22 protein-coding genes and 1 other RNA gene are annotated in these 19,018 nt (G+C 68.5%); 12 read left to right on the top strand and 11 right to left on the bottom strand.

Annotated features, from left to right (window positions below; genetic code table 11):
• Window positions 1-76: 76 nt before the first annotated feature.
• Window positions 77-2,050, bottom strand: coding sequence for a transketolase (gene tkt / locus AC1RSK_RS19835; RefSeq protein ID WP_492909405.1), 1,974 nt, complete (start codon window positions 2,048-2,050; stop codon window positions 77-79).
• 121 nt (window positions 2,051-2,171) lie between these two features.
• On the opposite strand from tkt, the gene AC1RSK_RS19830 reads away from it, so the two are divergent.
• From AC1RSK_RS19830 to AC1RSK_RS19795, 8 genes are all read left to right on the top strand, one after another.
• Entirely contained in the window at window positions 2,172-2,441 is a 270-nt protein-coding gene (locus AC1RSK_RS19830; protein WP_492909403.1) for a DUF4164 family protein, read from the top strand.
• Entirely contained in the window at window positions 2,442-2,777 is a 336-nt protein-coding gene (locus tag AC1RSK_RS19825; protein ID WP_492909401.1) for a cell division protein ZapA, read from the top strand.
• 194 nt (window positions 2,778-2,971) lie between these two features.
• Window positions 2,972-3,133, top strand: a non-coding RNA gene (gene ssrS / locus AC1RSK_RS19820) — 6S RNA.
• Window positions 3,134-3,200: 67 nt separating this feature from the next.
• On the top strand, window positions 3,201-3,803 hold the full coding sequence (locus AC1RSK_RS19815) for a 5-formyltetrahydrofolate cyclo-ligase (RefSeq protein WP_492909399.1): 603 nt from the start codon (window positions 3,201-3,203) through the stop codon (window positions 3,801-3,803).
• A complete protein-coding gene (locus tag AC1RSK_RS19810) occupies window positions 3,803-4,639 on the top strand; it encodes a TIGR00282 family metallophosphoesterase (protein WP_492909398.1) in 837 nt (278 codons plus the stop codon). The genes AC1RSK_RS19815 and AC1RSK_RS19810 overlap by 1 nt, the downstream gene beginning before the upstream one ends.
• Before the next feature lie 79 nt (window positions 4,640-4,718).
• On the top strand, window positions 4,719-4,976 hold the full coding sequence (locus tag AC1RSK_RS19805) for an AbrB/MazE/SpoVT family DNA-binding domain-containing protein (RefSeq protein ID WP_492909397.1): 258 nt from the start codon (window positions 4,719-4,721) through the stop codon (window positions 4,974-4,976).
• Entirely contained in the window at window positions 4,957-5,343 is a 387-nt protein-coding gene (locus tag AC1RSK_RS19800; protein WP_492909396.1) for a type II toxin-antitoxin system VapC family toxin, read from the top strand. Before AC1RSK_RS19805 ends, AC1RSK_RS19800 begins: the two co-directional genes overlap by 20 nt.
• Before the next feature lie 64 nt (window positions 5,344-5,407).
• Complete coding sequence (locus tag AC1RSK_RS19795) at window positions 5,408-5,821, top strand: organic hydroperoxide resistance protein (protein WP_492909395.1); 414 nt, start codon at window positions 5,408-5,410, stop codon at window positions 5,819-5,821.
• Between the two features lie 134 nt (window positions 5,822-5,955).
• Here the strand turns inward: AC1RSK_RS19795 and AC1RSK_RS19790 are convergent, their stop codons facing one another.
• Window positions 5,956-7,863, bottom strand: a complete 1,908-nt coding sequence (locus tag AC1RSK_RS19790) for a cellulase family glycosylhydrolase (protein WP_492909394.1) — start codon at window positions 7,861-7,863, stop codon at window positions 5,956-5,958.
• A gap of 100 nt (window positions 7,864-7,963) precedes the next feature.
• Here AC1RSK_RS19790 and AC1RSK_RS19785 point away from each other — a divergent pair, with 100 nt between their 5' ends.
• Together AC1RSK_RS19785 and AC1RSK_RS19780 are read left to right on the top strand one after the other, a co-directional pair.
• Entirely contained in the window at window positions 7,964-9,481 is a 1,518-nt protein-coding gene (locus AC1RSK_RS19785; RefSeq protein WP_492909393.1) for a hypothetical protein, read from the top strand.
• A 71-nt stretch (window positions 9,482-9,552) separates the two neighbouring features.
• Complete coding sequence (locus AC1RSK_RS19780; RefSeq protein WP_492909392.1) at window positions 9,553-12,807, top strand: acetyl-CoA carboxylase family protein; 3,255 nt, start codon at window positions 9,553-9,555, stop codon at window positions 12,805-12,807.
• A gap of 10 nt (window positions 12,808-12,817) precedes the next feature.
• Here the strand turns inward: AC1RSK_RS19780 and AC1RSK_RS19775 are convergent, their stop codons facing one another.
• From AC1RSK_RS19775 to AC1RSK_RS19765, 3 genes are read right to left on the bottom strand one after another with little or no spacing between them, the layout of a single operon-like run.
• Complete coding sequence (locus tag AC1RSK_RS19775) at window positions 12,818-13,045, bottom strand: YdcH family protein (RefSeq protein WP_492909391.1); 228 nt, start codon at window positions 13,043-13,045, stop codon at window positions 12,818-12,820.
• Between the two features lie 54 nt (window positions 13,046-13,099).
• On the bottom strand, window positions 13,100-13,537 hold the full coding sequence (locus AC1RSK_RS19770; protein WP_492909390.1) for a TIGR02444 family protein: 438 nt from the start codon (window positions 13,535-13,537) through the stop codon (window positions 13,100-13,102).
• Entirely contained in the window at window positions 13,534-14,127 is a 594-nt protein-coding gene (locus AC1RSK_RS19765; protein WP_492909389.1) for a UbiX family flavin prenyltransferase, read from the bottom strand. Before AC1RSK_RS19765 ends, AC1RSK_RS19770 begins: the two co-directional genes overlap by 4 nt.
• A 93-nt stretch (window positions 14,128-14,220) precedes the next feature.
• Here AC1RSK_RS19765 and AC1RSK_RS19760 point away from each other — a divergent pair, with 93 nt between their 5' ends.
• On the top strand, window positions 14,221-14,394 hold the full coding sequence (locus AC1RSK_RS19760) for a YdcH family protein (RefSeq protein ID WP_492909388.1): 174 nt from the start codon (window positions 14,221-14,223) through the stop codon (window positions 14,392-14,394).
• Between the two features lie 71 nt (window positions 14,395-14,465).
• Here the strand turns inward: AC1RSK_RS19760 and AC1RSK_RS19755 are convergent, their stop codons facing one another.
• Both AC1RSK_RS19755 and AC1RSK_RS19750 read right to left on the bottom strand, forming a co-directional pair.
• Window positions 14,466-15,182, bottom strand: coding sequence for a DUF1013 domain-containing protein (locus AC1RSK_RS19755; protein WP_492909387.1), 717 nt, complete (start codon window positions 15,180-15,182; stop codon window positions 14,466-14,468).
• A 128-nt stretch (window positions 15,183-15,310) separates the two neighbouring features.
• A complete protein-coding gene (locus AC1RSK_RS19750) occupies window positions 15,311-15,466 on the bottom strand; it encodes a DUF3309 family protein (protein ID WP_492909386.1) in 156 nt (51 codons plus the stop codon).
• Window positions 15,467-15,550: 84 nt separating this feature from the next.
• Between AC1RSK_RS19750 and AC1RSK_RS19745 the strand changes: the two genes are divergently transcribed.
• Window positions 15,551-15,880, top strand: coding sequence for an antibiotic biosynthesis monooxygenase family protein (locus tag AC1RSK_RS19745; RefSeq protein ID WP_492909384.1), 330 nt, complete (start codon window positions 15,551-15,553; stop codon window positions 15,878-15,880).
• On the opposite strand, the gene AC1RSK_RS19740 is transcribed toward AC1RSK_RS19745, so the two are convergent.
• From AC1RSK_RS19740 to AC1RSK_RS19725, 4 genes are all read right to left on the bottom strand, one after another.
• Window positions 15,877-16,266, bottom strand: coding sequence for a DUF983 domain-containing protein (locus AC1RSK_RS19740; RefSeq protein WP_492909383.1), 390 nt, complete (start codon window positions 16,264-16,266; stop codon window positions 15,877-15,879). The two genes, AC1RSK_RS19745 and AC1RSK_RS19740, sit on opposite strands and share 4 nt — an antisense overlap.
• A 60-nt stretch (window positions 16,267-16,326) precedes the next feature.
• Complete coding sequence (locus AC1RSK_RS19735) at window positions 16,327-17,340, bottom strand: threonine aldolase family protein (protein ID WP_492909381.1); 1,014 nt, start codon at window positions 17,338-17,340, stop codon at window positions 16,327-16,329.
• A gap of 182 nt (window positions 17,341-17,522) precedes the next feature.
• Window positions 17,523-18,254, bottom strand: coding sequence for an SRPBCC family protein (locus AC1RSK_RS19730; RefSeq protein WP_492909380.1), 732 nt, complete (start codon window positions 18,252-18,254; stop codon window positions 17,523-17,525).
• On the bottom strand, window positions 18,251-18,829 hold the full coding sequence (locus AC1RSK_RS19725; protein ID WP_492909379.1) for a helix-turn-helix domain-containing protein: 579 nt from the start codon (window positions 18,827-18,829) through the stop codon (window positions 18,251-18,253). The genes AC1RSK_RS19730 and AC1RSK_RS19725 overlap by 4 nt, the downstream gene beginning before the upstream one ends.
• Window positions 18,830-19,018 lie beyond the last annotated feature (189 nt).

Raw genomic sequence — 19,018 nt, 5'->3', positions numbered from 1 at the left:
TCTATATAGTGTCCCCGGTTTTACTGCTGCTCAGCCAGTGCAGGCCACCTTCTCCCGACAGGCGGGAGAAGGGAAGCTACTGCGTCAGCTTCGCCTTGGCCGCCGCCACCACGGCTTCGCCGGTGATGCCGAATTCCTTGTACAGGCGCTCGAAGGGGGCGCTGGCGCCGAAGCCGTTCATGCCGATGAAGACGCCGTCCTCGCCAATGAACCGCTCCCAGCCGAAGCGCACGGCCGCCTCGACGGCGATCCGGGCCTTGGACTTGCCAATGACTTGCTGGCGGTAGGCGGCGGGCTGCTGTTCGAACAGTTCCCAGCAGGGGGTGGAGACGACGCGGGTCCCGATGCCGGCCGCTTCCAGCTCGCTGCGGGCCGACAGGGCCACGGCGACCTCGGTGCCGGAGGCGAAGATGGTCACCTGGGCTTCGCCGGTGGCCGGGGCCAGTTCATAGGCGCCCTTGGCCGACATGTTCTCGGGCGCGAAGGTGCGGCCGACCGGGGTCTTCTGGCGCGACAGGGCCATGATCGACGGCGTGGCCTTCTGCTCCAGCGCCGCCTTCCAGCATTCGGCGGCCTCCACCGCGTCGGCCGGGCGGAAGACCAGCAGGTTGGGCATGGCGCGCAGGGCGGCCAGGTGCTCGACCGGCTGGTGAGTGGGCCCATCTTCGCCCAGGCCGATGGAGTCATGGGTCATGACGTGCACGACCCGCACGCCCATCAGCGCGCCCAGGCGGATGGCGGCGCGGCTGTAGTCGCTGAACACCATGAAGGTGCCGCTGAACGGGATCACCCCGCCATGCAGCGCCATGCCGTTCATGGCGGCGGCCATGCCGTGCTCGCGCACGCCGTAGTGGACGTAGGTCCCCTCGTAGCCGGGGGCGTCGAACGGCAGCATGCCCTTGACGTAGGTGTTGTTGGAGCCGGTCAGGTCGGCCGAACCGCCGATCATTTCCGGGATCGAAGGCGTCAGCCTGGCCAGGGCCGAACCGCTGTGCACGCGGGTGGCGTTGGCGACCGGCTCGTTCAACAGATCGGCGACATAGGCGTCCAGGGCCTTGAAGGCGTCCTTGGGCAGGTCGCCCTTCATGGCGCGGGTGAAGTCGGCGCCCTTGTCGCTGGCCTTGAGGCGAGCTTCCCACTTGCGGCGGACGGAGGCGCCTCTGCGACCGGCCTTCTTCCAGGCGTCGGCGATGTCGTCCGGAATCTCGAACGGCGGCAGCGGCCAGCCCATGGCCTGGCGGGCCAGGGTGGCTTCCTCGTCGAACAGGCTATAGCCGTGGCCGTGGACGTCGCCTTCCTTGGGGCCGGCGCCCTTGGAGATCTTGGTCTTGCAGGCGATCATCGCCGGCCGATCCTGCTTGGTGGCCCAGCGCATCGCCGCGGCGATCTTGCCGTGGTCGTGGCCGTCGACCGCCTTCACCGCCCAACCGGCCGCCTTGAAGCGGCCCAGCTGGTCGCCGGTCTCGGAGATGGTCGCCGCCCCGTCGATGGTGGTGTTGTTGTCGTCGAACAGCACGACCAGCCTGTTCAGCTTCAGCCGCCCGGCCAGGCTGATGGCTTCCTGGCTGACGCCCTCCATCAGGCAGCCATCGCCGGCGATCACCCAGGTGCGGTGGTCGACGAGGTCGTCGCCGTAGCGGGCGTGCATCGAGCGCTCGGCCATGGCCAGGCCGACGGCGGTGGCGATGCCCTGGCCCAGCGGGCCGGTGGTGACTTCGACGCCGGGGGTGTGGCCGTACTCCGGGTGGCCGGCGGTCTTGCTGCCCCACTGACGGAAGTTCTTGATCTCCTCCATCGTCACGGCCTTGGAGCCGGTCAGGTGAAGCAGGCTGTAGATCAGCATCGAGGCGTGGCCGGCCGACAGCACGAAGCGGTCGCGGTCGGCCCAGTCGGGCTTGGCGGCGTCGTATTTCAGGAATTTGGTGAACAGCACCGTGGCCACGTCGGCCAGGCCCATGGGCGCGCCCTGGTGCCCCGATTTCGCCGCATGGACCGCGTCCATGGAGAGCACGCGGATGGCGTCGGCCATCTTCACGGGACTGACGGACATGGGGGACTCGCTTTTGCTGCTGTTTGCGGGGCCGTTCGCACGGCAGGGCCTTTGGCGCAACCGCCTTCCGGTGTCCGGGCAACGCAGTCTATAGAGATCGGGTGATCAAGGAGCGCGACGAATGAGCGGAGAGTCGGAGGGCAGCGCCCTCGACCTGGCCGCGCGCCGCCTGGAGCGGGCGCTGGGGGTGCTGGAGCAGCGGATGAGCGAACGGGTGCGCGAAGCCGGCGCCGAGGCCGGCGGCCTGTTCGACGCCGACCGCGCCCGCCTGGCCTCCGAGCTGGACGCCTCGCGGGCCCGCGAGCGACTGCTGGAAGAAGCCGGGTCGCAGGCGTCCGAGGCCCTGGGCCGCGCCATCGGCGAGATCCGTTCCGCGTTGGGGGAAGCCTAGATGGGTCAGCTCAATGTGACGGTGAACGGCAAGCCCTTTCTGGTCGGCTGCGAGGATGGCCAGGAACGCCACCTGATGGACCTGGCCGCCGCTTTCGACCAGCAGGTGCGGCAGGTGGGGCAGGAGGTCGGCCAGCTGGGCGAGACGCGGCTGTTCCTGATGACGGCCCTGTTGCTGACCGACGAGTTGTCGGACCTGAAGCTGCGGCTGACCCATATGCAGAACGAGCTGGCCAAGGTTCAGGCCGAGCAGGCGCGGGTCGAGATGAAGGCGGCGGCGGCGCTGGAGAACGCCGCGAAGCGGATCGAGAAGATGGCGTCGGGCGGGGAAGGCTGACGGGGGAGTAGCGCTGTCGCGCTCCCTCCCCTTTATGGGGAGGGAGCGCGAGGCGAAGCCTCGCAGGGTGGGGTACTGGCGGGCGGGAGCGCGCTGCATCCGACTTCCCCACCCGTCACGCTTTGCGTGACACCCTCCCCATAAAGGGGAGGGAGGTTGAGAACTGCCTTCGGAAGCCTTACGTTGTCACTCGGCGGTTGCTGCGGTTCTCGTCGGAAGCGAACTATCCTTCTGACCTTAATTCTCTCGAAGGGAGCTGTCCCTGTCCGTGGCCGTGGCTGCGGGTATATGGCGCCCACCTGGTTATCCGGGTCTGAGGGGATAAAACTGTCTTTCACGGTCCTCGCGGCGCCGCCACCCTTCCTCCTCAAGCCCGTCCGGGCGGCGGAACCGGGCTCCACTTCCGCCTGACGGGCTTGGCCCATGCAGAACGATCTCGTCCTTGACGCCCAGAAGGCCGCCCTGCGCATCGAGGCCCGCCGCCGGCGCAAGGCCTTGCAGGAGCAGCATCCGCAAGCCGACTGGATGATCGCCGGCCAGGCCGACGTGCTGGTCGAGATCCTCCGTCTCAAGCCCGGCGTCGTCGCCCTCTACAAGGCCCTCGGCGCCGAGATGGACCCCATCCTGCTCGGCGAGGTCCTGATGCGCCGCGGCTGGCGCCTGGCCCTGCCGGTGGTCATCGACCTGGAGGGGCCCCTGGAGTTCCGCGCCTGGACGCCGGGCGATCTTCTCGACCACGATCTCGCCGGCCTGCCCGCCCCCTCCGACAGCGCCCGGCCCGTCGCCCCCAGCCTGATCTTGGTGCCGCTGCTGGCCTTCGACGAGCGTGGCCATCGCCTGGGCCAGGGCGGCGGCTTCTATGACCGCACCTTCGAGGCGCTGCGGGGCTTTCCCGGTCCGCCGCCCTTCATCGGCTTGGCCTACCAGGGGCAGGAGGTCGAGGCCGTGCCACATGGGCCTTTCGACCAGCCGCTGGATGGGATTCTGACTGAGGCCGGCTATACTGCGGTGCGAAAGGAATCTTGATGCGCATCGCTTTTTTTGGGGACGTCGTCGGCCGGGCCGGCCGTGACGGCCTCGCCGACCACCTGCCGGGCCTTCGCCGGCGCCTCGCCCTCGACTTCGTGATCGTCAACGCCGAGAACGCCGCCGCCGGCTTCGGCATCACCGAGAACACCGCCCGCGAGCTGTTCGAGGCCGGGGCCGACTGCCTCACGCTCGGCAACCACAGCTGGGACCAGAAGGAGGCGCTGACCTACATCGTCCGCGAGCCCCGCCTGATCCGACCGGCCAACTATCCGATCCTGTCCGACGCCCCGGGCCGGGGTTCCAACCTGTTCGTGCTGGCCGACGGCCGCCGGATCCTGGTCGTGAACCTCTTAGGCCGCGTCCATATGGACGCCATGGACGACCCCTTCGCCGCCGCCAACCGCGAGCTCGACCAGGCCCCCATCGGCGACATCGCCGACGCCGTGGTCGTCGACATGCACTGCGAGGCGACCAGCGAAAAGATGGCCATGGGCCACTTCTGCGACGGCCGCGCCAGCCTGGTGGTCGGCACCCACACGCACGTCCCGACCGCCGACGCCCAGATCCTGCCCGGCGGCACCGCCTACCAGACCGACGCCGGGGCCTGCGCCGACTACGACAGCGTCATCGGCAACCAGAAGGAAGAACCGCTGCGCCGGTTCACCACCAAGATCAGCCAGGGCCGCTACAAGCCGGCCGAGGGCCCGGCCACGGTCTGCGGCGTCTATGTCGAGACGGATGATCGGACGGGCCTGGCCAAGCGGATCGAGCCGATCCGGGTCGGTGGGCGACTGAAGGAGACGGTGCCCGAGGTCGTGCTGGAAACGGCGTGAGCATTGCTCACGAAAGGTAAGACGAGTATCTTACCTCCATTGGAGAGCAGCGATGCCAGGCAAGGCGCTTAAGACTCGGATGTCGACGAAGGGCCAGGTGATCCTTCCGAAGGCGACGCGCGACCGGCAGCATCTGAAGCCCGGCATGGAGTTCGTGGTCGAAGAGACCCCCGCCGGTATCCTGCTGAAGCCCCAGCCGATGTTTCCACCGAAGACCATCGATGAGGTGACTGGCATGCTCAAAGCCCATTGGAAAGGTCCGCCTGTCTCGGTGAGGGAGATGGACGAGGCCGTCGCCGAGATGTTCCGGAAAGAGCATGCTCGCGGTCGATACTAACGTCCTCGTCCGCCTGCTCGTCATCGACGACCCGGCCCAGCTTGCCCGGGCGCGGGCCGCGTTGGAGGCTGGCATCTGGATCGCCTCGACCGTGGCGCTGGAGACCGAATGGGTCCTGCGAAGCGTCTACAGGTTGACCCCGCAACAGATCGCCGAGGCGCTCGCGGGCTTCGCTGGCATACCAACCGTGCAGTTCGAGCATCCCGATCGGCTGGCTGAGGCCCTGGCGGCCGTCGCCCGGGGGATGGACTTCGCGGACGCCCTTCACCGTGCGGCCGCGAGCGAGTGCGAGGCGTTCGTCACCTTCGACGAAGATCTCATCCGGAGCGCCGGCCAATCGCCCGGCGTCATGACCAGACTTCCTTGATCGCGGTTGCTTGGCGCGCGCCACGCACCATCTGCAGAACCTGAGACTGCAACAGGAGCCCCCCATGACCGACCCCATCTACACCGCCAAGGCCCACGCCGTCGGCGGCCGCGCCGGCACCGCCAAGTCCGACGACGGCCAGCTGGACGTCAAGCTGGGCTATCCCAAGTCGATGGGCGGCGACGGCTCGGGCACCAACCCCGAGCAGCTGTTCGCGGCCGGCTATGCCGCCTGTTTCCTGGGGGCGCTGGGCCTGGTGGCGCGCGGGGCCGGGGTGAAGCTCGGCGAGCACAGCCTCGACAGCGAAGTCGACCTGATCAAGGACGACACCAGCTTCCACATCGGCGTGCGGTTGACCCTGACCGCGCCGGAGCTGGACAAGGCCCAGGCCGAGGAACTGCTGCACAAGGCGCATGAGGTCTGCCCCTACTCGAAGGCGACGCGCGGCAATGTGAAGGTCGAACTGGCGGTCGCTTAACCTCCCTCCCCGAATTGGGGAGGGCAGGCGCGCGTTGCGCGCCGGGGGGGGAAGTCGGCCACAGACTGCGGCGGCGGGAGCCTGCTTCCCCACCCGGCCCTTCGGGCCACCCTCCCCAATTCGGGGAGGGAGGTTCATTTCACGGTCAGCGTCATCGGCCCTGACGCCGCCGCCGTGACCCGCAACACCGATCCGGTCTCCCCAGGTTCCACCGCGCCATCGCCGTCCAGCGCCACGGCGAACCCTTCCGGGAACCACACCGCCGGTACGAACACCTCGGTCGGCGCATCCACCGCCACATCGGCCTCCCACGTCACCCGATACGTCCCCGCCGCCCGGTCGAACCGGCCCTCCGTCAGCCGCCCCTGCACGCTCCGCACGTACGGCCGGCAGAATCCCGGCACGGCCCGGCCGCCGTCGGCGCCATCCTCGACCTGATCGGCCGACCAGATCGACAGGTCTTCCTGGTTCCATCCATCCCCGACCCGCAGGTCGTTGCCGTTCGAGGCCGTGTAGTTCCACTGCGTCGAATGCAGCTGCAGCGCATCCAGCGCGTCATACATCGCCCCCAGCGCCGCCTCGTGCTTGACCCACAGGCCGTCGCGCTCGCCACGGCCCCAGGCGGCATAGGCCTCGCCGTTGTCGAGGTCGTAGGGGATGCCGAATTCACCGATCAGAGTCGGGGCGTTCATCTCCGCCGACTCGCGGCGGAAATAGTCGAGCTGGCGCTGGTACTTCGCCGAGGTGGCGTCGGCGTCGGCGTTCGCGTCGTAGTCCTTGGTGTGCAGCAGCCGGGCGTCATACCAGTGGCTGGCGTTGACGGTCCGCGGCGGCAGGTCGTGCGGGAACGGCCGCTTGGCGAAACTGGCGTAGGGGTCCATCTCGGCGAACAGGGCCCAGCCCGGATTCACCTCGCGCATGCCGGCAGCCACCTTGTGGAAGAAGGGCCCATAGGCGTGGTCGGACAGGCCGAGGGGGTGGCCCTCGAAATGGCTGAAGGCGTCCTCGCGCAGCGCCACGGCCCGGCCGTTCTCGATCCGGTAGACGCCCGCCGCCTCGAACGGACAGTCGCCGGTCCAGCAGCGCACGCCGCCCGGGTTCATCACCCGCTCGCCGGTGATGATCATCCTGCCGTCCTCGCCCCGCTTGAGCACCGGCACGGGGGTCGGCAGGCCGGCCAGCATCGACAGCTGGTCCAGCACCGACAGGGCAGGGCCCTCCGGCGGCGGCAGGCGGTTCTCCGGCGTCCGCTCCAGGTGGCGCGCGGTCAGGCTCAGGCCGAACCAGCCGAATCCCGGCTCGTTCAGGCTATCGAAACCGATGACATTCGGCAGGTCTTTCACCCGCTCGCCGACCGCCTTCAACGAGCCCAGATAGGCGTCCTGCAGCAGGTCCTGGATATTCCGTCCGCCCACGGAGAAACCGGGTGCGAACATCCGCCCGCCCCAGAACAGGCTCCACATCGCCCCGTTGGCCGGCCGCCCGTAGTTGGACGACCAGACCATGCGCGGATAGGCGGCCTGTTCCTTCTGGTCGCTGGCGTAGTCGTAGGCGTTCTGCATGACCAGCGCCGCCTCGGAGGCGTGGAATTTGGTGAAGTCCAGCCCCGCCGCCTCGAACGTCCAGCCCGGCGCGCCGTCGCCGCCGCTCATCCGCGCCCAGACGTCCTGGTGAAAGTCGATGAAGACGTAGAGGCCGTGCTCCCCGGCCTTGCGGGCCACGGCAGCCAGGTAGTCGAGATAGGCCTCGTCGTGGACGCCCGGGCCGGCATGCTCGACCGCCTCCCAGGTGGTCAGCAGCCGCAGGGTGTTGAACCCCCAACCCGCGATCCGCGCCAGGTGGCTGTCGGCCTCGTCCAGCGGGAAGGGCCGGCCGATGAAGCTGACCGTGCGGTGGTCGGAGAAATCGCTGGGAAACTGCGTGCCGCCCCGCGGCCAGGGGACCTTGCAGTCGCCGCCAAGGTTGACCCCGCGCAGCATCACCTGCCGGCCATGGGCGTCGAGAAACAGCGGGCCTTCGACCCGGAGGGGGGAGAGAGTCATGAGGAGAGGTTAGATCGGCAAGCGCAAAATACACACCACAGAACATCGTTTGACGAATTGTTAACATTGATGCAACCTTAGGGGGAGGTTGGGGGTCGCAATGATCAAAAGGATGTTTTGCGCCGGACTGGCGATAGCGCTGGTCGGAGGACCGTTGTCGGTAGCCGCAGAGCCGACCGACAAGGCGGTTCTCTCGGCGCAAGAGGCTGTGGAAGCGGAGCGAGCGGCGCAAACCTCGGCCACACGGGCCTCTGATTGGGCCAACGACGCCGAGGAGGCTGCCAGTCGATCGGCCGCCGCAACTGCTCAGGCCGAGGCGGATGCGCAAAGGGCTGAGGACGCCGCGAAGCGGGCCAAGCAGGCCGGACTGGTCGTTGATCCTTGCCCGTTTGAACTGCCCGCGAAGCACAGCACGGGCTATAATTTCACCAAGGGGACCCTGCAGATGTCCCGTTGCGTGACGGACCATATCCGTCGCGACTTGGCTTATGACCGGGTCACGCACGGCGGTATTCGCCGACGGTCGATGCAGTTGGTGATCCTGTATCAAGCTCGTAGCGCGCGGCAGCAGTTCTGGATTGATACGACAGGTCTGGGAACAGGCATCTTCAGCTTGGCGAGCGTCGCCGAGGCCGGGGCAGGGGCGACAACTCTCAGCTATCTTGGCGGCGCCGCGCTGACGCCGGTGATCCTTGCTCAGTTCAATGCCTATGAGCCGACCCGTGATCTCTACCACGCCGGATCTCTGGGACTGATGATGCTGTCCACCCGCTACGAAGGCTTTGGCGAGGCAGTGAATCGGTTCGATCTCTATCAGGGCACGGACGTTCGGCCGATGCTGGGCGCCGCTCGGCAGGCTTGCGAAGACCTCCCCGGGCACGTGGCGGCGTTGCAGGCCGGACTGATGAATGCGGCCGATACCGGGACCCTCTTGACCGAACTGAAGGCCGTCACCTCTGCTTGCAACCAATTGCTTACCGACCTTGGTGCGATGCGGGGCTATCGCGGCGGCCTGGAGGTTTGGAAGCCAAGGCTGCAGGACTTTTATGCTCGCGATGTGCTGATGCTCGATTCAATGCTGCTGCAACGGGACCAGGAATTGCGCGCAACGCCCCAGCAGATACTATCGGGCATCGCGGCCTCGCCCTTCAATCTCGCCAGCACCTTATTGACCGGTGAGGACGGACGGCTGGCTATCGGCAAGATCAAGGCCCAAGACGCGATCGCCAGTCTGGATATGCGGGCCGCGCCTCTCCGGTTACCGCCGCTCCCGAAATTCGCCTTCACCAGCACGGCCGACCTGGCTGTGCCCAGTCTCGATGGGATTCAGGCCAAACTGCCGGAACTGACCAAAAAGAAGGCCAAGAAGGGCGACCCGGACCGCAACCTGCAGCCCGATCTCGATGAGATTCGCCGGCTGATCATCGTCGTCAATATGGCCAAACCCGTGATGGCCTACCAACAGACCTTGGCAACAGAGGTTGGGACTATCGCGGCGGCTGACCAGTTGAAGTTCTGGTACGACGCCACGAACCGGAAGGTCCAAGTGGTTCTCGCCGTGCCAGAGAAATCCGTCACGTCGCCGGAGAAGCCAGCCGTGGCTCCGACCGCGAACTAGCCGCCTTCCCTCTCATCGCCCTCCCGCTATGCTGACCTCGAACACCCGTATGAATCGGCCCCCGAGGATCCATGGCTTTCAAGCGCCTGCTCATCGCCAATCGCGGCGAGATCGCCATCCGCATCGCCCGGGCGGCCGCCGGCCTTGGCCTGACCAGCGTGGCGATCCATAGCCAGGACGATGCGCAGAGCCTGCATGTCCGCGCCGCCGACGAAGCGGTTCCCCTGACCGCCAGCGGCCCGGCCGCCTACCTCGACATCCCCGCCGTCATCGCCGCCGCCCAGGCCGCGCAGTGCAACGTCATCCACCCCGGCTACGGCTTCCTGTCGGAGAACGCCGCCTTCGCCCGGGCCTGCGCCGCGGCCGGCATCGTCTTTATCGGCCCCTCGCCGGATGTGCTGGAGACCTTCGGCGACAAGGCCGCCGCCCGCGCCCTGGCGGCCAGGTTGAACGTGCCGTTGCTGGCCGGCACCGGCGCGACCGACGCCGCCGGGGCCGAGCGCTTCCTGGCCGAGCATGGGGCGATGATGCTCAAAGCCGTGGCCGGCGGCGGCGGCCGGGGCATGCGCATCGTGCGGCCCGGCGACGACGTGAAGGCCGCCTTCGCGGCCTGCTCGCGTGAGGCCAAGGCCGCCTTCGGCGACGGCGCTGTCTACGCCGAATGGCTGGTCGACAACGCCCGCCACATCGAGGTGCAGATCGCCGGCGACGCCGCCACCTGCGTGGCGGTCGGCGAGCGCGACTGCTCGATGCAGCGCCGCCATCAGAAGATCATCGAGATCGCCCCCGCCCCGGCCTTGAGCGACCGCCTGCGCGCCGCCCTGCACGAGGCGGCGGTGAAGCTGTGCGGCGCCAAGCACCTGAAGGGCCTGGCCACCGTCGAGTTCCTGGTCGACGCGGCCAGCGGCCGCTTCGCCTTCATCGAGACCAACGCCCGGCTGCAGGTCGAGCACACGGTCACGGAAGAGGTCACCGGCCTGGACCTGGTGCAGATCCAGATCAACCTCGCGGCCGGCGCCTCGCTGGCCAAGCTCGGCCTCGCCGAGACGCCGCCCTTCAAGGGCGCCGCCATCCAGGCGCGGGTGAACCTGGAGACCCTCAATGCCGACGGAACGGCCCAGCCGGCCGGCGGCCTGATCCGCGTCTATGAGCCGCCGACCGGCCCGGGCGTGCGCGTCGACGGCTTCGGCTACGGCGGCTACGTCACCAGCCCGGCCTACGACAGCCTGCTGGCCAAGGTCATCGTCCGCGGGTCGGACCATGCCACGGCGGCCGCCAAGACCGCCCGCGCCCTGAAGGAATTCCGCCTCGAAGGCGTCGACAGCAACATCCCCCTGCTGCGCGCCCTGCTGGCCGAGCCGGCCGTGGCCCAGGGCAAGGCCACCACGCGGTTCCTGGAGGAGAACCTCGACCGCCTGCTGGCCGAGGCCGAGGCGCTGTCACCGGTGGAGGCCTGTGAGGTCGTCATGGCCGAGGAGGCCATTGTCGAGGCCTTCGAAGAGGTGGCCGGCGCCCAGGCCGTGCCCGCGCCGCTGCAGGCCACCGTCGGCCAGATCGAGGTGGGGGAGGGCGACCTCGTCCGCCCGGGCCAGACCGTGGCCATCCTCGAAGCCATGAAGATGGAGCATGTCGTCGTCGCCCCGGTCGGCGGCCGCGTCGAACGCATCGCGGCGGAACCTGGCCAGACCCTGCTCAAGGGCCAGCCCCTGCTGTTCATCGCCCCCGAGGACATCGCGGGCCTCGAGGCGGTGGAGGAGGAAGCCGGCGACCTCGACGCCATCCGCCCCGACCTACAGGAGGTCATCGACCGCCACGCCTTCACCCTCGACACCGCCCGCCCGGAAGCGGTCGCCAAGCGCCGCAGGACCGGCCACCGCACCGCCCGCGAGAACATCGACGACTTGGTCGATCCGGGCAGCTTCATCGAATACGGCGCCCTGGCCATCGCCGCCCAGCGGCGGCGGCGCACGGTCGAGGACCTGATCGCCAACACCCCGGCTGACGGCATCATCACCGGCATCGGCACGGTCAACGGGGCCCTGTTCTCAGCTGAGAAGGCGCGGGTCGCCGCCCTGGCCTACGACTTCACCGTGCTGGCCGGCACGCAAGGCCACTTCAACCACAAGAAGACCGACCGCCTGCTCGGCATCGTCGACGAACAGAAGCTGCCGGTGATCTGGTACGCCGAGGGCGGCGGCGGCCGGCCGGGCGACACCGATAGCATCGGCGTGGCGGGCCTCGACGTCACCACCTTCGGCAAGATGGCGCAGCTGGCCGGCGAGGTGCCCAAGATCGCCATCGTCGCCGGTCGCTGCTTCGCCGGCAACGCCGCCATCGCCGGCCTGTCGGAGGTGCTGATCGCCACCAAGGATTCCAACCTCGGCATGGGCGGCCCGGCGATGATCGAGGGCGGCGGCCTTGGCGTCTTCAAGCCCGAGGACATCGGCCCCGCCGCCACCCAATGGGCCAACGGCGTCATCGACATCCTGGCCGAGGACGAGGCCCACGCCACCCGCCTGGCCAAGCACGCCCTGTCGATGTTCCAGGGCGACCTGGCCGAATGGGACGCCCCCGACCAGCGGGCCCTGCGCCGCGCCATCCCGGAGAACCGCCTGCGGGTCTACGACATCCGCACGGTCATCGAGGGCCTGGCCGACGGCGGCTCCTTCCTGGAACTGCGGCGCGGCTTCGCGGCCGGCATGGTCACCGGCTTCATCCGCATCGAGGGCCGGCCGATGGGCCTGATCGCCAACGATCCCAAGCACCTGGGCGGGGCCATCGACTGCGATGGCGCGGAGAAGGCCGCCCGCTTCCTGCAGCTGTGCGACGCCTTCGACCTGCCGCTCCTCAGTCTCTGCGACACCCCCGGCTTCATGGTCGGGCCGCAGAGCGAGGATGCCGGGGCCGTGCGCCGCGTTTCGCGCCTGTTCGTGGCCGGCGCCAAGTTCGGCCCGCCGCTGTTCACCCTGGTGCTACGCAAGGGCTACGGCCTGGGCGCCCAGGCCATGGCCGGCGGCGGGTTCCATTCGCCCAATTTCATCGCCAGCTGGCCGACCGGCGAGTTCGGGGGCATGGGCCTCGAAGGGGCGGTGAAGCTCGGCTACCGCAAGGAGCTGGAAGCCGAGACCGACCCGGCCCGCAACAAAGAGCTGTTCGATAAGCTGGTGGCCAACATGTACGCCCGCGGCAAGGCGACCAGCATGGCGGCGGCCCTGGAAATCGACGCCGTCATCGACCCGGCCGATTCGCGTCGCTGGGTGATGGCGGGGATGCAGAGTTCGCGCAAACGGCGGCGGCCGGAGCGCAAGTGGGTGGATATGTGGTGAGGCGCCGACGCTAGGCCAGCAGGTCCGGGGTCAGCATGTTTTCCAGCTTGGCGATCTGGTCCCGCAGCACCAGCTTCTGCTTCTTCAGCCGGGCGATCTGCAACTGGTCGGGGGTCGGCATCAGGGCCAGGGCTTCGACCGCGGCGTCGAGGTCCTGGTGTCTCTGGCGCAGCTCCAGCAGCTGGGCGCGAATTTCCACGTTGGGCATGGGGATCATTTCCCCGTCGTTGTCGGCCATCAACCGTCCCCAAACGCAAATCTCGAACACTAAGACTCTAGCAGACGGAATCGATCAGGCCAGCGCCCTTGCAAGCCGCGTCAGCGCTTCGACGGGCGGCGGATCGCCCCAGGCCTCGCCGGCCCGGATCAGGGCCGGCAACCCTCCGTCCCCGGCGGCTGGCGACAGCCCTTCCAGCGAGGTCATCAGCAGCCGTTCGAGGTCCAGCTCGACCGCCTTCACCGTCTCGCGAACCGCCAGGCGCGCGTCGTCGTCGACCGGTCCAAGCGGACTTTTGAGCGCCCGCCGCGACTGGCGCACGGGCCCGAGAATCGCCGCCTCCCAGTGCCGCGCCAGTTCCGCCCCGTCGGCCAGCGCCCGGTCGGAGGGCGAGGCCCAGGCGGCCCAGAGCAGGTAGGCGGTCTGCTGGCCGCAGTCGTCCTGCAGGCTGAGGCAGGCCTCGGCGACTCCCGGCCGGTCGTAGGCGGCCAGCGCCCAATCCCAGAAGCTCATCCGTCGCTCCGGATCGAGCCCAGGTCCTCGCCCCAGCGCTTGACCGGCGCCCAGTCGAGGCCGAAGGCGTCCAGCGCCCGGCCCACCGACTGGTCGATCATCTCGGCGATCGAGGCCGGCCGGGCGTAGAAGGCCGGCATCGGCGGGGCGATCACCGCCCCCATCTCGGCCAGCGCCGTCATCGTCCGCAGATGGCCCAGGTGCAGCGGCGTCTCGCGCACCATCAGCACCAGCCGGCGGCGCTCCTTCAGCACCACGTCGGCCGCCCGGGTCAGCAGGGTGGAGGTCACGCCGGTGGCGATCTCGCTCATCGTCCGCACCGAGCAGGGGGCGATGATCATGCCCAGGGTGCGGAAGCTGCCAGAGGCGATCGAGGCCCCGACATCGCCGACCTTGTGGACCACGTCGGCGCGGCCCGCGACATCGGCGACGGTCAACTGAGTCTCCTGAGTGATGGTCAAGGCCGCCGACCTCGACATAACCAGATGGCTCTCGACATTTAATTCACGGCAGGCGTCGAGCGCCCGGATTCCCAGCAAAGCCCCGCTGGCGCCGGAGATTCCGACGATCAATCGCCCTCTTTGCGCCATGCGACGGGTCCAGCCTCTCGGTCATGTGAACAGACTTTGAGCCTGCTCGGGTGTTCACATATCAGTGCACAATAGCCAAGGAGGCGAAAGACCATGGCCTTGGAAGCCCGTCTGCGGGAGCTCGATCTTCGGCACAGGAAACTGGACCGGACCATCGAGGAGGAACTGACGCACCCGGCGTCCGACGACATCAGGATCGCTGAGCTGAAACGGCAGAAACTACGCCTCAAGGAAGAGATCGAAGGCCTGAAGGCTCGAACTCACTAGGATACGAAAAACCCCTCCGTCGATACTCGGCGGAGGGGTTTTCACATTCAGGGCGCGACGGCGCGAGGAGGCTAGTCCTCGTCTTCGTCGTCGTAGTCCGCGGCGGGGCCGCTGTTGGCGAAGACGTTCTTCAGGTCGACGTCGCCGCCGCGGTCGTCTTCGTCCTCGATCACCGGTTCCGGCGCGACTTCCTCGGCCTCACCGGCGGCGCGCAGCGACGGGCCGTCGCTGACAATGCCCTTCTTGAGGTCGTCCTTGGCCTTCTTGTCGGCGGCCTTGCGGACCACGGCGTCCAGCTCGATCTGGCCGACCAGGCCCAGGGTCACCGGGTCGACGGGCTTGAGGTTGGCGCTGTTCCAGTGGGTGCGATCGCGGACCGCCTCGATGGTCGACTTGGTGGTGCCGAGCAGCTTGGAGATCTGGGCGTCGGTGACTTCCGGGTGGTTGCGCACGAACCAGGCGATGGCGTCCGGGCGGTCCTGGCGACGCGACACCGGGGTGTAGCGCGGGGCCTTCTTCTGCGGCTTCAGGAGCTCGGCGTGGCGGCTCTTCTGCACCTGCATGCGGTACTTCGGATTGCCCGTCGCCTTGTCCAGTTCCTCGCGGTTCAGCTGGCCGTTGGTGATCGGGTCGGCGCCGCGGATGTCGCGCGCCACTTCGCCGTCGGCGATGCCGCGCACTTCCAGCGGGTGCAGCCCGCAGAAGTCGGCGATCTGCTCGAAGGTCAGGGAGGTGTTGTCCACCAGCCAGACGGCGGTGGCCTTTGGCATCAGGATGGGTTCGGCCATGGGCATGCTCCAGAAACAGCGGCGCCCGGCCTTTCGGCCGGGCGGGTCTTGAGATTAGCTATAGCGATGTTCCTTTCCGAAGGGAACGGGGAGCATGCATCCGCCGGCTGAATGCTCCCCTCGGCCCGCTAGATCACCCGCATGAACAGCAGGATGATGACGATGACCAGGACGAGGCCGAGGCCGCCGCTGGGGTAGTAGCCCCAGCTGCGCGAGTGGCCCCAGGTCGGCAGGGCGCCGATCAGCGCCAGGATCAGGATGATGATGAGGATGGTGCCCAGCATGGCGTTGCTCCGTGAACAGCGTGAAGTCTGCGCCGTTCAATTCCCCGGAGCCCAGGTCAGTTCCGCAATGTGGAGAACAGGGCAATGTACGTCGCCGTCTATGCCTGGCGGGTGAAGCCGGGGCACGAGGACCGCTTCCGTGAGGCATGGCGTCGCGGCACGCGGGCGATCACCCGCATCTATGGTTCGTTCGGCTCGCGGCTGCACCAGGCGGAGAACGGCCGCTTCATCGGCTATGCCGAATGGCCCGACGAGGCGACCTGGCGAAAGGCCTTTGAGGCGAAGATGGTCTACGACGACCCCGAGGCGCGGGCGATGTTCGTCGAGGCGCTGGAGGAGGACAGCCGGCCGGGCGAACTGATCGCCAACATGGAGGTGACCGATGACCTCCTCACCCTGCGAGGGCCTGTCTAGGCGACCTGGTCCTTGGTCACCCGGTTGGCCCAGAGCAGGCCGATGAAGCCGCCCTTGATGCGCGGCAGCAGGGCCAGGACCGCGCCGGTCAGCAGCAGCAGGGCCGCCGGGACGGTGATCCAGGGCGAGGTTTCCCACATGAAGGGGAAAAAGAAGGCGGGGGCGACCAGCAGGTGGCCGACGAGAAGGATCGTAAGATAGGCCGGGCCGTCGTCGGCGCGGTATTGCGACAGGTCGTGGCCGCAGGCCTCGCACTCGGGCTCGACCTTCAGGTAGCGGGCGAACAGCTCCCCCTCGCCACAGTTGGGGCAGTGGTGCTTCAGGCCGCGCTTGATGCCAAGGGCGACAGGGCGGCGGGCGTCATCGGTGTTCGACATGGCGGGCATATGCGCCTTCGCCCGTGGTTTCGAAAGGGCGGCGGGAGGTCGCGGTCGTCACTTTGGGTTTCAGCTTATGGCCTTCAGCGCCGCGCCCAGTTCGTCGACCATCTCCGGCGTCGTCGCCCAGCTGCACATGAAGCGGACCGTGCCGTCCAGGAAGCGATAGACGAACCAGCCCTGGCCCTTCAACCGGTCGAGCGCCGCCTCGTCCATCTCGACGAACAGGCCGTTGGCCTCGACCGGGTGGCGCAGCGGGAAGGGCATGAGGCCTGCCAGCCGTTGGGCCATGGCGTTGGCGTGGGCGGCGCGGCGGGACCAGGCGCCGGTCTCCAGGAGGCCGATCCAAGGCGCGGCCAGGTAGCGGCCCTTTGAGACCAGCTGGCCGGCGTGCTTGAGGCGGGCGTCGAACCGGCGGCCGAGCGCCTTGTTGAGCAGGACCACGGCCTCGGTCGGGGTCGAGCCGGACTTGGTCCCGCCCATGACCAGGATGTCGACGCCCATCCTGGCGACCGACTTGAGATCGAACCCGGCCGCCACGGCGTTGGCCAGCCGCGCCCCGTCCAGGTGCACACCGTAGCCCTTGGCCTTCACGGGTCTGACCAGGGCTTCCAGGTCGGCCTGTGAATAGACCGTGCCGTATTCGGTCGCCTGGGTCAGCGACAGGGCCGCCGCCGGCTGACGATAGCTGACGTCCGGCTGTCCCAGCGCCCCGGTCAGGGCCGGCAGGTCGATCTTGCCGGAGGGGCCGGGCAGGCCGATCAGTCCGACGCCAGAGCCAAAGAAGCCCGGCGCGCCGGTCTCGTCGGTGCAGACGTGGGCGTGCTCATGGGCCAGCACCGCCTCGTGCGGCTGGGCCAGCGCCGCCAGCGCCACCGAATTGGCCGCCGTGCCCGAGGCCGTGAAACGGATGTCGGCATCGGCGTCCAGAGCGGCGCGGATCAGGTCGGCGGCCTTGGCCGAGACATGGTCGTTTCCATAGCCGGAAGCGGTCCCGGCATTGGCGGCGATCAAGGCCTCCATCACCTCGGGCATGGCCCCGGCGACGTTGTCGGAGGCGAAGTCGTAGCGGGCGTCGGTCATGAAATGGGATGTAGCGTCTCCAAAGGCCGGGCGAAACAGGCCCCTCCACTCTCCGATCACCCCGACGAAAGTCGGGGTCCAGCTGGCAAGCTGCCTAAGGGCTCGGCTCTGATCAGCGCTAGCGGCTGTTCCGCCGGTGGACACTGGGTCCCGACTTTCGTCGGGATAATCGGGGAGTGGGGCTATGCGTAGGTTTTCGCCCACCAGCCCTTCCAACGCCCTTCAAGCGCCGCGAAGGCCGCCTCATCCAGCCCGTAGGCGGTGATCATCACCATGCCCGGGCCGTGGCCGCCGCCGCTGGTCCAGCCGCCGGCGTCGTGGACGTTGAGCAGGCCCGCCCAAGCATCGACGGTCATCGACACCTGATGGCGCGAGACGTGCCAGAGATTGCCGCTGACCGTATCGCCGGTCGGCAGGGCCCGGCTGACCGGCTCGCCGACCTTGCCGCCCGTGAGGTCAGCCAGGCCCAGGGCCGCCAGGGGACGCGGGCCCTGGCGCTCGCCCTTGGGCAGCGACAGCCACAGGGTCCGACGCGGGGCGAGGCCTTCCTTCTCCAGCCCGAATTTCAGCTGCTGGACGAACATGATCCAGCCCTCGGTCATGTCCTCGTAGACGTCCGACCAGGCTGCGCCGTCGGCGGGCGCGGCGCGCACCACCCGCAGGCGGCTGCCCGCCCCCTCGGCGGTCAGTTCGAACCGGTCGCTGGTCCCGTCGAAGACGATGGTGTGGGCGGCGTCGTCGGCCTTGGCATGGTCGAAGAAGATGTAGTCGACCTCGGCCTGCAGGCTCTCGGACTCCCAGCCGAACCAGCGGGCGACCTGGGCCGGGTCGCGCAGGGCGGCCCAGACGGCCTCGACCGGGGCGGCGATGGTCAGGTCGATGAGGACGCGGTCCCCGGTGTCGCTGGTGGTCATGGGTTGTTCCTCAGCTTGGACCCCTTGGCGGGGTGAGTTGCGGCGATCAGGCGATAGGGCCGGCCGCCGGCGGTGTCGAACTCGGCGACCAGGGCGGCGACCGCCTGGGTCAGGCGGCCGGCGAAACGCTCGATGTCGCCCGGCGCGGCGAAGGCGATTTCGGCGTCGATCGTGAAGGTCAGCAGGCGTCGGCCCTCGGCGTCGGCCGCCTGGCGCATGCGGCCGACCTCGCGGACGGTCTCCGAGGCGGTGCGGATCAGGTGGTCGGCGGCGTAGCGGTCCTGGGTGAGGACCTCGGGCGCGGGGCCGGCCAGCAGGTCCGGATCGACGACGTAGGCGTCGGCGCTGGCGGTGAACAGCCGCTCGGTGAACCCCCGCCGCTGGCGCTCCTCGACCAGCTGGACGAGGCCGGCCTCCTCCAGCGCTTTCAGGTGATAGCCGACCTTCTGGCGCGGCATGTCCAGCGCCGCAGCCAGGCTGGCGGCCGAGCCCGGGGCCTGCAGGGCCGTGAGCATCCGACGGCGGATCGGCGAGAGGGCGGTCCTCACGCGGTCGGCGTCATCGAGCAGGGCCATGGGGGCGGTCATGGGCGCAGGTAACAATAGAAAAATAAAACTGTCAAATGGGGGATTTGACGGTTCGAAAGATCGCCGCTATCCCGCCGCCATGGTCGTTTCGCCCACCCGTACCGCCCAGCAGCAACGCCAGTCGCACAGACTGGCGGCCGTTGCGGCTGGCTGGACCGGGACCTGAACGGCGCGCAC

This window comes from Caulobacter sp. GW821-FHT11A05 (assembly GCF_058809015.1).
Note: the sequence above shows the minus strand (reverse complement) of the source record. Positions and strands in the feature narration are given on the sequence as shown.

What these genes read in the sequence shown, in the direction of transcription:
- tkt (WP_492909405.1), bottom strand. Translation starts at nt 2,050, where the DNA reads ATGTCCGTCAGTCCCGTGAAGATGGCCGACGCCATCCGCGTGCTCTCC.
- AC1RSK_RS19830 (WP_492909403.1), top strand. Translation starts at nt 2,172, where the DNA reads ATGAGCGGAGAGTCGGAGGGCAGCGCCCTCGACCTGGCCGCGCGCCGC.
- AC1RSK_RS19825 (WP_492909401.1), top strand. Translation starts at nt 2,442, where the DNA reads ATGGGTCAGCTCAATGTGACGGTGAACGGCAAGCCCTTTCTGGTCGGC.
- AC1RSK_RS19815 (WP_492909399.1), top strand. Translation starts at nt 3,201, where the DNA reads ATGCAGAACGATCTCGTCCTTGACGCCCAGAAGGCCGCCCTGCGCATC.
- AC1RSK_RS19810 (WP_492909398.1), top strand. Translation starts at nt 3,803, where the DNA reads ATGCGCATCGCTTTTTTTGGGGACGTCGTCGGCCGGGCCGGCCGTGAC.
- AC1RSK_RS19805 (WP_492909397.1), top strand. Translation starts at nt 4,719, where the DNA reads ATGTCGACGAAGGGCCAGGTGATCCTTCCGAAGGCGACGCGCGACCGG.
- AC1RSK_RS19800 (WP_492909396.1), top strand. Translation starts at nt 4,957, where the DNA reads ATGCTCGCGGTCGATACTAACGTCCTCGTCCGCCTGCTCGTCATCGAC.
- AC1RSK_RS19795 (WP_492909395.1), top strand. Translation starts at nt 5,408, where the DNA reads ATGACCGACCCCATCTACACCGCCAAGGCCCACGCCGTCGGCGGCCGC.
- AC1RSK_RS19790 (WP_492909394.1), bottom strand. Translation starts at nt 7,863, where the DNA reads ATGACTCTCTCCCCCCTCCGGGTCGAAGGCCCGCTGTTTCTCGACGCC.
- AC1RSK_RS19785 (WP_492909393.1), top strand. Translation starts at nt 7,964, where the DNA reads ATGATCAAAAGGATGTTTTGCGCCGGACTGGCGATAGCGCTGGTCGGA.
- AC1RSK_RS19780 (WP_492909392.1), top strand. Translation starts at nt 9,553, where the DNA reads ATGGCTTTCAAGCGCCTGCTCATCGCCAATCGCGGCGAGATCGCCATC.
- AC1RSK_RS19775 (WP_492909391.1), bottom strand. Translation starts at nt 13,045, where the DNA reads ATGGCCGACAACGACGGGGAAATGATCCCCATGCCCAACGTGGAAATT.
- AC1RSK_RS19770 (WP_492909390.1), bottom strand. Translation starts at nt 13,537, where the DNA reads ATGAGCTTCTGGGATTGGGCGCTGGCCGCCTACGACCGGCCGGGAGTC.
- AC1RSK_RS19765 (WP_492909389.1), bottom strand. Translation starts at nt 14,127, where the DNA reads ATGGCGCAAAGAGGGCGATTGATCGTCGGAATCTCCGGCGCCAGCGGG.
- AC1RSK_RS19760 (WP_492909388.1), top strand. Translation starts at nt 14,221, where the DNA reads ATGGCCTTGGAAGCCCGTCTGCGGGAGCTCGATCTTCGGCACAGGAAA.
- AC1RSK_RS19755 (WP_492909387.1), bottom strand. Translation starts at nt 15,182, where the DNA reads ATGGCCGAACCCATCCTGATGCCAAAGGCCACCGCCGTCTGGCTGGTG.
- AC1RSK_RS19750 (WP_492909386.1), bottom strand. Translation starts at nt 15,466, where the DNA reads ATGCTGGGCACCATCCTCATCATCATCCTGATCCTGGCGCTGATCGGC.
- AC1RSK_RS19745 (WP_492909384.1), top strand. Translation starts at nt 15,551, where the DNA reads ATGTACGTCGCCGTCTATGCCTGGCGGGTGAAGCCGGGGCACGAGGAC.
- AC1RSK_RS19740 (WP_492909383.1), bottom strand. Translation starts at nt 16,266, where the DNA reads ATGCCCGCCATGTCGAACACCGATGACGCCCGCCGCCCTGTCGCCCTT.
- AC1RSK_RS19735 (WP_492909381.1), bottom strand. Translation starts at nt 17,340, where the DNA reads ATGACCGACGCCCGCTACGACTTCGCCTCCGACAACGTCGCCGGGGCC.
- AC1RSK_RS19730 (WP_492909380.1), bottom strand. Translation starts at nt 18,254, where the DNA reads ATGACCACCAGCGACACCGGGGACCGCGTCCTCATCGACCTGACCATC.
- AC1RSK_RS19725 (WP_492909379.1), bottom strand. Translation starts at nt 18,829, where the DNA reads ATGGCCCTGCTCGATGACGCCGACCGCGTGAGGACCGCCCTCTCGCCG.